The organism is Sinorhizobium fredii USDA 205, assembly GCF_001461695.1.
Classification (GTDB): Bacteria; Pseudomonadota; Alphaproteobacteria; order Rhizobiales; family Rhizobiaceae; genus Sinorhizobium; species Sinorhizobium fredii.
Genome location: NZ_AUTC01000025.1, coordinates 1 through 8,503 on the forward strand (window position 1 = coordinate 1; position 8,503 = coordinate 8,503).

General features: G+C 55.7%; 8 protein-coding genes. All 8 read right to left on the reverse strand.

Features of this window, described 5'->3' with window-relative positions; genetic code table 11:
• The coding region (locus N181_RS04340; protein WP_202907430.1) for an IS66 family transposase at window positions 1-278 on the reverse strand (278 nt) is incomplete at its 3' end.
• Between the two features lie 74 nt (window positions 279-352).
• Window positions 353-697 (reverse strand): IS66 family insertion sequence element accessory protein TnpB, encoded by a 345-nt coding sequence (tnpB, locus tag N181_RS04345; RefSeq protein ID WP_037437662.1) that lies wholly within the window; start codon window positions 695-697, stop codon window positions 353-355.
• On the reverse strand, window positions 694-1,041 hold the full coding sequence (locus N181_RS04350; protein ID WP_234892920.1) for a transposase: 348 nt from the start codon (window positions 1,039-1,041) through the stop codon (window positions 694-696). The genes tnpB and N181_RS04350 overlap by 4 nt, the downstream gene beginning before the upstream one ends.
• A 261-nt stretch (window positions 1,042-1,302) precedes the next feature.
• Entirely contained in the window at window positions 1,303-3,786 is a 2,484-nt protein-coding gene (locus N181_RS04355; protein WP_037436798.1) for a GMC oxidoreductase, read from the reverse strand.
• Window positions 3,787-4,048: 262 nt separating this feature from the next.
• Window positions 4,049-5,302, reverse strand: a complete 1,254-nt coding sequence (locus tag N181_RS04360) for a hypothetical protein (RefSeq protein ID WP_037436800.1) — start codon at window positions 5,300-5,302, stop codon at window positions 4,049-4,051.
• A gap of 51 nt (window positions 5,303-5,353) precedes the next feature.
• A complete protein-coding gene (gene pseB / locus N181_RS04365; protein WP_037436801.1) occupies window positions 5,354-6,364 on the reverse strand; it encodes a UDP-N-acetylglucosamine 4,6-dehydratase (inverting) in 1,011 nt (336 codons plus the stop codon).
• Window positions 6,365-6,448: 84 nt separating this feature from the next.
• A complete protein-coding gene (gene pseF, locus N181_RS04370) occupies window positions 6,449-7,141 on the reverse strand; it encodes a pseudaminic acid cytidylyltransferase (protein WP_037436804.1) in 693 nt (230 codons plus the stop codon).
• Window positions 7,138-8,289, reverse strand: a complete 1,152-nt coding sequence (pseC, locus tag N181_RS04375) for a UDP-4-amino-4,6-dideoxy-N-acetyl-beta-L-altrosamine transaminase (protein ID WP_037436806.1) — start codon at window positions 8,287-8,289, stop codon at window positions 7,138-7,140. Before pseC ends, pseF begins: the two co-directional genes overlap by 4 nt.
• Between the last annotated feature and the right edge of the window lie 214 nt (window positions 8,290-8,503).

An 8,503-nucleotide genomic window follows, 5' to 3' on the forward strand; every position in this document is an offset into this window, starting at 1 on the left:
ATGCCGGTCTCGATCTCCTCGAAGACAAAGGCCTGCTGCTCGTCGTCGGTGCTTGGGGAGCCGAGCTTCTCCGACCGGCGGCCGAACCGGGCGCGATCGAAGGCCTTCAGGATCTGCGTCAGCCGCTCGATGCGCTCATCGGCATCGGCGTTTCGTGCCTTGAGATCAGCGACCTCGCTCTCCAGGGCATCGGCCCGCGCCGCCTTTTCGGCCATGGCAAGCACCATGGCTTTCAGCGCTTCAACGTCGTCTGGAAGGTTGAGATCGGGCGGCGTCATCGGTTCGACCAGAGCACATTTTGCTCCGGTTTTCCTGCCCTTTCAGGCCGCTGATTCACTTCGCCGGAGGGCTTTTACCCAACAATTTCCGGCGGCTTCACCGGCACAGATCGAACCCGCTTCCAGTCCATGCCATCGATGAGCGCCAGAAGCTGGGCATGGTTGAGCTGAACCCGGTTATGACCGATGCGGGGCCAGCAGAACTGCGATTTTTCCAATCGCTTGGCATAAAGGCAGACGCCGGAGCCGTCCCACCAGACGATCTTCACTCGATCCGCTCGTTTGGCCCGGAAGACGTATAGCGCACCGTTGAACGGATCACTGCCGGCGTCACGCACCAGCGACAGCAAGCTATCCGGGCCCTTGCGGAAGTCGACCGGATGACTGGCGAGGAACACCTTCACGCCGGAGGGGATCATGCCGACCGCACCGCCCGGATCACCCGCTGCAAGTGCGCCTCACTGACCTCAGCGCGAGCACGCACGGTCACGTCGCCGATGACAACCTCGATCACCGCTTCGCCAGCATACGCCGCGACTACCTCACAACGCGCCGGTTCCGTGGAAACCTTCCGAGCGTCTAAGACCGCACGACGCCAGCCAAAGAGCTGCGACGGGTGAATGCCCAGCCGATGCGCGATCGCCGAGACGCTCGCGCCTGGCTCCAATGCCTCCGCCACCGCCCGTGCCTTGAACTCATCCGACCAGCGTCGGCGAAGCTGCCGCGGCGCACCCTCAAGGCGGTCGGCAACAGCTTCGATCATATGGAAGGTTCTAGTTCCAGAACTAGGCGCAGACATAGAAGCTCACAGCAGCTCATCGTGTCCGCTACCGATATACGACCGCTCACCCCCTCCGCCAGACGGGGTCTGCTTGCCGCTTACCTTGCACTAGGGTAATCCTCCCCTTATTCGCGGGGAGGATTACCCTAGGACTTGCAGCCTTCAGCCTAACTCAGCAAGCGGCCGTCACCGGAGGGGTGCCGACCACACGGCAAGCGTTAAACACCAGTTTGCCTTTGTTCTCTACCAACGTAGAGAAGCGTCTTCGACGGCCTCGGCAAGCGTATAGCTGGGGTGGTCCGCAAGAACCCCTTGGAGAAGGCGATAGAGAGCCACGCGCTTGATATCCAACATTCGCGACACGATCGTGTCTCTTTCAGTAAATCGACCAAGAAGACGCGACTCGATTTCGGAGAGGTGGACCACCTCGCCGTCCAATTCGAATCCCACGCAGAGATTGCCGGAGATCAAAGAGCGGATCTGCGCATGGCCGTCGCCCGGATGGGAAGAGACGGTCCGGCCCGATAGTGTCTGGAACAATATGCGGCCATTGTCGTAGTCCCGCGGCCCCCGAATGCGGCCAGCGAAGCCGCCATCAAAGCGAACTTCAACGTCATCCCTCTTGCCACGCGTGGATGCGATTCGTGGCCTCTTGCCGCTGTCGCCAGCGAGTGCGCGCGCTATAGAAACCGCATGATACCTGTATCCGGACCTGTCAAAATCCGCCCGGATTACCTTGTTCTGGTCAGTGAGAAGATCCAGCCACGGAAGATACGCCGAGTCCTCCGCCACGACAACTTTCCGAAAATGGGCATAGGCTCCGCGAACGGTTTTCGCGTCAACCGCCGGCGTTTCCACCACGAGCGAAAGATGCTCGCAATTGTAATCCAAGAATTTCGCCAAAACCGATTGGAGCTTGTTAGGTGGTACTGCGACGTAAACAAGGCGCGACGATGCGATTGTCACCTCAGAAAGTTCAGTGAGAGGAACCACTTCGTGAGTGGCGTTCGGTCCAAACACCACATTTCGCTTGGTGGCGTATATGCCTTTGATATGAGCTATTGGAGCGAGGTTCTCGACAGCGGGAACGATATCTTCCGAGACACGCCTGCCCGCCCCAACGATAAGAACGCCCGCGCCATGCGGCCGCGCCGCAGACGCTACGCGACGTCCCATTCGGTCCTTGATGAAGTTGGCGAGCCGTATGGAAAGACCGATGATTGTGAGTGTTGGATTTGCGTTGCCGCCGGTTGGAAACACCGCACCGCCTGCGATGAAGAGATTGTCCGACGAATGCACACGCAACGAAGGATCCACGACAGACGATCTAGGATCCTCTCCCATTCTAGCCCCGCCCAAGTGGTGGCTAGAATCCACGCTCAGTATATCCGCTAAGGCTCCTTGAGCGCGGTAAACCCTCCCAAAGTCTGCCTGCGCGAATTCCTCTTCTATCTTGGAGATCAATCGTTCGACCGAACGGAGTGCAAGCTCCGAAATAGCGTGAGTAACCTTTGGTAAGGGCACCCCAAACCGGTCTCGTCTACCCGTCAACGTGATCCTATGATCGGGTGTCGGTTCCATCTCGACGAAACAGCGCAGCCGGGCGGTCTTTACGAGACCAGTATTCCGGTTCCTCATCCGCTTCGCGGCCCTGGCGATGATTTGGCCCAAGCCATCGGCACGTCGCACCATGCTTATTCCCGATGAACCTGCACTACGAAAATCACGTCGACCGATTGATTTTAAGGTCGAGCGAAACGCCTTCGAGAGTTCCTTGGCCTTTGGATAATCGCCTTCGTCGCGCGTAATCTCAAGGCGAATATAGGGATTGAGATCACCCTGCTCCCGTTGAATGCTCTCTTTGAGACGCAGGCCGACGTACCCATTGAAGTTCTGACATTTGCGCTCGAAGAGCTCGTGGGATGGAGCCAACGCCTTGGAGAAGGTTATGCTCCCAACATTGCCTTTAGGGTGGTTCATAAAGTATCGCCCAACCTGATCGTGAGCATTTCCGAGGCCCCCGGAATTCAGGAGTATGCGGACCGATTCAATCGCTGAAGCCGCGAGGACGAAGGTTTTCGCCCTGACCTCGTGAAGCCGCCCTGACGCATCCGCCACAACCGCGGCATCCACCACTTCACGCGCCGTTTCGTAATGCCACGCGAGTTTCACGACGGTCGTGCCGAGAAACACATCAAAGTTCTCCGGCAGAAAGGTATGATGAAACGTTTTTCCATAGCGAAAGGGAGGGGTCTGCGTCCTGAAGACCTTAAAATCTACGGACGGCAGAGAAGGGATACGGTGGCTTTCGTCTACGGTCTCCGGATCATATTCGAATGCCTCGGCTGACGGTATCCTATAGCGATAGCCGAAATCATCAATGTACGGTTGAATCTCGTCACGCGAAATCGGCCACCCTTCATGAATTCCAGGCCTTGGCTCAAAGTCAATCGCATCTAGCGGTGCAATGAACCCAGACCACGTGAGAGACGTCCCTCCGAGAACACGTTCGCGAGAATCCTCGCGAATCCTTAGTCCATCACTTTCCACGACTTTCAGGTCATTGACCGTCGGCGTAGGTATCTCGCCGCCGCTCTCGAGTATGCAAACGGTCAGGCCCGAGTCTTTGAGCTCAAGGGCAGTCGTAAAGCCAGCAGGCCCGCTGCCGACGATACAGACATCGTAATCCGTGTTTAGATAAGCCAGATCCGTACCGGCAAACTTCATGATGGTCTTCCTGAACTTCAACTGAGTTGGCGTGTGCTGCAAGTGGCACTGCTAGTACACGGCAGCTTCTTGCGTTCAATCCCTCCGTTAAAACCGGTTGGAACAAAAACGACAACAATAGCGCTGGTCATTCACCTCAGCAGGAGTTCCTACGCGCGCGAGACTAGCGCCCACGTCAGCGGTCTCATCCCTCGCGTGCGTAGGCTGGAAGCTCTGGCCCTTACCGCCCGGCCAGTGGCCGAGAGTGAGATGGTATGCCATATTATTGGTAAGATGGTCGAATTCGTTGCAAGAAATTGAGGAACGCCTCATAGTCGAAAGGTCGCCAGGTGCCGTGCTGTTGATTGATATTGAGGGAGGCTTCGAACGAGTGCCCAAGTTCTATTGGAGCAACGCATTCCAATGGGGTCGTGCTGTAGGCGGCCAACTGAAACACTCGCTTGCCGCTCATCGCCGCTTCTACAAGCACGCTCGAACGCGAGCCTATCACGAGCGCCGACTTTTCCAGATCATCCGCAAGGGGATCTTTCGAAACCTCAATGCCAGTGTCTGAAAAAAATCCTCGAAGTGCGCAGGCCTTGGTATCCCTTGGATGGAGGCGCAAGCGGCTGTCGTATCCGGCCGCCTGCAAGGCAGCCATGATGCCGCGAATCTCTTCGACCTGCAGAGCGAGGTCCCCATCATGCAAGGGATGCCACACTATCAGAGCCTGATTGCCCGTCACATCGGAACGATACGTGTCCTTTGGATAGCCGAAGCACAAAACTTTTGCCTTCTCTTCCTCTCTGAGAGCTTGACGCAGATCGGCCGCTTGCTGCTCCGTCCATGTCACAAGATAGTCTCCGTAAATGGGCGCAATACCCACAAGCCGTGGGCTCTGAATGTAGCCGTGGGCAATGACCACGTAGGGCACTGCAAGTTCCTTCGCGGCAGCGCAAATCATTCGAGAGAACGGTAGAGTATCTCCATCAGCGATGAAAAGCTGGAGCCGCTGCTTCTCAATCATTGCTTTGACTAGCGCAAAGTTCTCGCGTGCCTGCTTGTCGAGGCGGTTCACGAGCCTTTGGTTAGCGACCGCCTTTTCAATTCCCTCGGCCTCAGCCGTGCGCATGAACGTACGAAAAGCGCCGCCCAGTGTGGCGAGTTGGTGCAAGACCCTCATCTCGGGCATGAGTCCCGCCCCTACCTCTCGTAGAGGTTTCATCCCCAAGCCAGCCAGCGGCGAAGACAGATTGCTCTTGAATGTGTCGAAGCGCTCGAGTTTCAGATAGTAGCGTGGTTCAGATTCTCTAGACAGGAGGCCACCGAGACGAAAGGCAAGTTGCGCACGAAATTGGCGCCCGTAATTTGATCTGGTGAGCTTGCGAATATTGGCGCCTGCGATGGCTGCCGCGCCCGACTCGTAGTTTCGGAGTTGCTTCTCGATCAACATAGCCGCAAACGGGCGGCTCTCAAGGAGATCGGCATACTTTGCCCGAAATTCGTCGTCGAATGTGCGATAGGCGGAAAAGTCCATCTGTTATTCCTGAAGGTGCATATGCCACCGCTCTGAAGAGCCGGCGCCGCCTTACTCGACCCCTTCCATCGCTTCTGCATTGAAGGTGCTTATTTCGTCGAGTTCCAAGAAGTGCTCGTTCCTTCCTGAGTTGTATTCGAACCCTTGCTCGTTAGGGGCACCGCGTTCGTTTATGCGGTTTATGGCATAGTCATTGCTGCCATCGTAAAATCGAATGGTGGGGCATATGACATAATGGTCGTGAAATTCGAGAGTCAAATGCGAATCATCCGCGGGACACATTACCTCATGAAGTTTTTCACCTGGCCGAATACCCACGATGTGCTGATCAAGATCAGGGGCCATTGCGCGCGCGAGATCGACTATCCGGACGGAGGGAATCTTGGGCACGAAAATCTCACCACCATGCATGCGCTCGAAATTCTTCAAGACAAAATCGACACCCTGCCGCAGCGAGATCCAAAACCGAGTCATTCGCTCGTCAGTGATCGGCAATGATTGTGTGCCCGCGGTTATGAGATTCGCGAAAAAAGGTACAACCGATCCACGCGACCCTACAACATTCCCGTACCGTACGACGGAGAAACGAGTTCTATGGCCGCCCGCCATGTTATTTGCGGCCACGAAGAGCTTGTCTGAAGCAAGCTTTGTGGCGCCGTATAGATTAATCGGATTGGCTGCCTTGTCAGTGGAAAGTGCTATCACACGGTCTACGTCGTTGGCGATCGCCGCATTGATGACGTTCTCCGCCCCGTGAATGTTCGTCTTGATGCACTCCATGGGATTGTATTCAGCGGCAGGTACTTGCTTGAGCGCTGCCGCGTGGATGACGAAGTCGACATCCTTCATAGCTACCCTCAATCGTTCGGCATCGCGAACGTCTCCAATAAAGTAGCGCATGCAGGGCGCATCGAAGCGCTGCTGCATGTCGAACTGCTTCAATTCGTCCCTTGAATAGATGATGAGCCGCTTTGGGGTGTAGCGCTCTAGGAGAGTCTTAACGTACATCTTGCCGAAAGAACCGGTTCCGCCGGTGATGAGGATTGATTTTTCGTTGAACATTGGGATCCTTAACGTCTTTCAGATCGCGCGTTCAAACGCGATGTTTGACTGCATTTATCCATAGCGGTCGATTCACCCCTACCGTCATCCGAGGCGAAGCCTGTATTTCATTTCGCAAAGCGCCCAGTCTTCCGCCTCATCGATATCCTGGGTCTCAAGTTCGCTCAGTTCAAAGCCGATGGCACCATCGTCTAAGAGAGGCCTGCGAGCGATGCATGCATCGCGCGTCGTGTAGTAAAACTGGCCAGCATCATAATAATATGGAAGCAAGTCTTGCGAACGATTACGGTATTGTTCGGGCTCCCTCATCGCCACTGTACCGTCATCGCGTTTGAACAGGGCGCGTTGTATTGGGGAACGATATCGCACAAGTGGAAAGACACAGTGAGTTGAGCTTGTCGCTAGCATGTCACGCGCTGATATCAACCGCTTATGGTCAAGCAGCGCGGCCGTAGGGAGGAGACAGCAAAGATAAGGCGATGCATCAAATCCGCCCGAATCGAGTACGCCAATTACTTCGTGGAGTACATCGATCAACGTCGAGTAATCATCCGAATTCGATAGCGACCTCATGAAAGGCACCGACGCTCCGTAGCGTTCAGCAATCGCCGCGATCTCCTCATCATCCGTTGACACGAGAATGTGCGAAAATAGTCCTGAACGTTGGGCCGCCTCTATGGCATAAGCCAAAATCGGTCGGCCCAGGAAGTCTTTAATGTTTTTCCTGGGAATACGCTTGCTTCCACCGCGAGCCGGTATAATCGCAACGTCCTTCATGCGAGTGCCCTCACAGCGTTTACTACCCGTGCCACGTCATCATCCGTCATCGCGGGATAAAGTGGAATCGACAAGCAACGCGAGTAGTAGGTTTCAGTCTCTGGAAACGCCGCGAACTCAAACCCGAAGCGGTCACGATAGTAGGGCTGTCTGTATATGGGTATGTAATGAACCTGTGATCCGATGCCGCGTTGCTTCAGCTTTTCCATTACGGCGCCACGCGTCATCTTGATCGCGGCAAAGTCGATTTGAAGAACGTAGAGGTGGTAGCAGACATCCGCTCGATAGCTCGCCAATGGTGTCCGCAGCCAGTCGATCGCAGATAACTCGTCATTGTAGGCACGGACGATTTCGCTTCGGCGAGACATGAAGCGGTCGAGCTTAGAAAGCTGAGATAGGCCAAGCGCCGCCTGAATCCCCGTCATACGGTAGTTGAATCCGAGAGCCTGCATCTCGTAGTACCACGGCCCTTCATGTACGAAGCTCATCCGAGCGGGCTCTCGCTCAATTCCATGGGATCGCAGTCGCAACAGCCGCTCGTAAAATTCCTCATCGTTCGTGGTGATTGCGCCACCTTCGCCTGTTGTCAGGTTTTTCACGGGATGAAAGGAAAAAACCGTCGCCAGAGAATGGCTGCAACTACCCACCGAATTGCCGCTTCTATATTTTGAACCGATTGCGTGGGAGGCATCCTCGATGATCTTCAAGCGGGATGAGTTGTGCGCGCTGCTCAGTTCTCCGAGCTCGACCGGAAGTCCGGCAAAGTGTACCGGCATGAAGACGGTCGTTTCAGAGGCCAGGGCTGAATTTATTTGCTCGATATCGACATTGCCGGTCTTAGAATCGATGTCGATGAATCGGGGCCTGTGCCCAGAATAGAGAAGCGCGTTCGAGGTCGCGACGAACGAATTGGGAGACGTGAGGCCCACGGCGTCTCCCTCCTCACCAAGCGCTTGCACGGCGAGATGCAGCCCAGCCGTAGCACTTGATAGAGCCACGCAGTATCTCGCGCCCACTTTTTCTGCAATCGCCTGCTCGAAGCGCTCGACATTTTCGCCTTGCGTGAGCATCGGGTCGCTCAGCGCCTCAGCAACTGCAGCGTGATCCTGATCATCGATCCATTGGCGTCCGTAGGGGATAAAGTTCATGCCACATCGCCTTTCTATGTATCGTTGGCGATACCCAACCTGCGCAGCCAAAGCAACAAGTGTGCGGACTCCACAGGATTCTGACAGCGGTTCAGGACGTAGAGGAGCGCGACTTAGCCACGGAAACCTCACGAATGTGCCTATGGGGAAGATTTGGAGCACCATCGTGCAGATTGTGGAGGCGAGCGTAGAGACCGTCCGGCCGCCGTGCAAG

Excerpts from the sequence above, each read along its gene's own strand:
- tnpB (WP_037437662.1), bottom strand. The coding sequence starts at position 697 with ATGATCCCCTCCGGCGTGAAGGTGTTCCTCGCCAGTCATCCGGTCGAC.
- N181_RS04350 (WP_234892920.1), bottom strand. The coding sequence starts at position 1,041 with ATGATCGAAGCTGTTGCCGACCGCCTTGAGGGTGCGCCGCGGCAGCTT.
- N181_RS04355 (WP_037436798.1), bottom strand. The coding sequence starts at position 3,786 with ATGAAGTTTGCCGGTACGGATCTGGCTTATCTAAACACGGATTACGAT.
- N181_RS04360 (WP_037436800.1), bottom strand. The coding sequence starts at position 5,302 with ATGGACTTTTCCGCCTATCGCACATTCGACGACGAATTTCGGGCAAAG.
- pseB (WP_037436801.1), bottom strand. The coding sequence starts at position 6,364 with ATGTTCAACGAAAAATCAATCCTCATCACCGGCGGAACCGGTTCTTTC.
- pseF (WP_037436804.1), bottom strand. The coding sequence starts at position 7,141 with ATGAAGGACGTTGCGATTATACCGGCTCGCGGTGGAAGCAAGCGTATT.
- pseC (WP_037436806.1), bottom strand. The coding sequence starts at position 8,289 with ATGAACTTTATCCCCTACGGACGCCAATGGATCGATGATCAGGATCAC.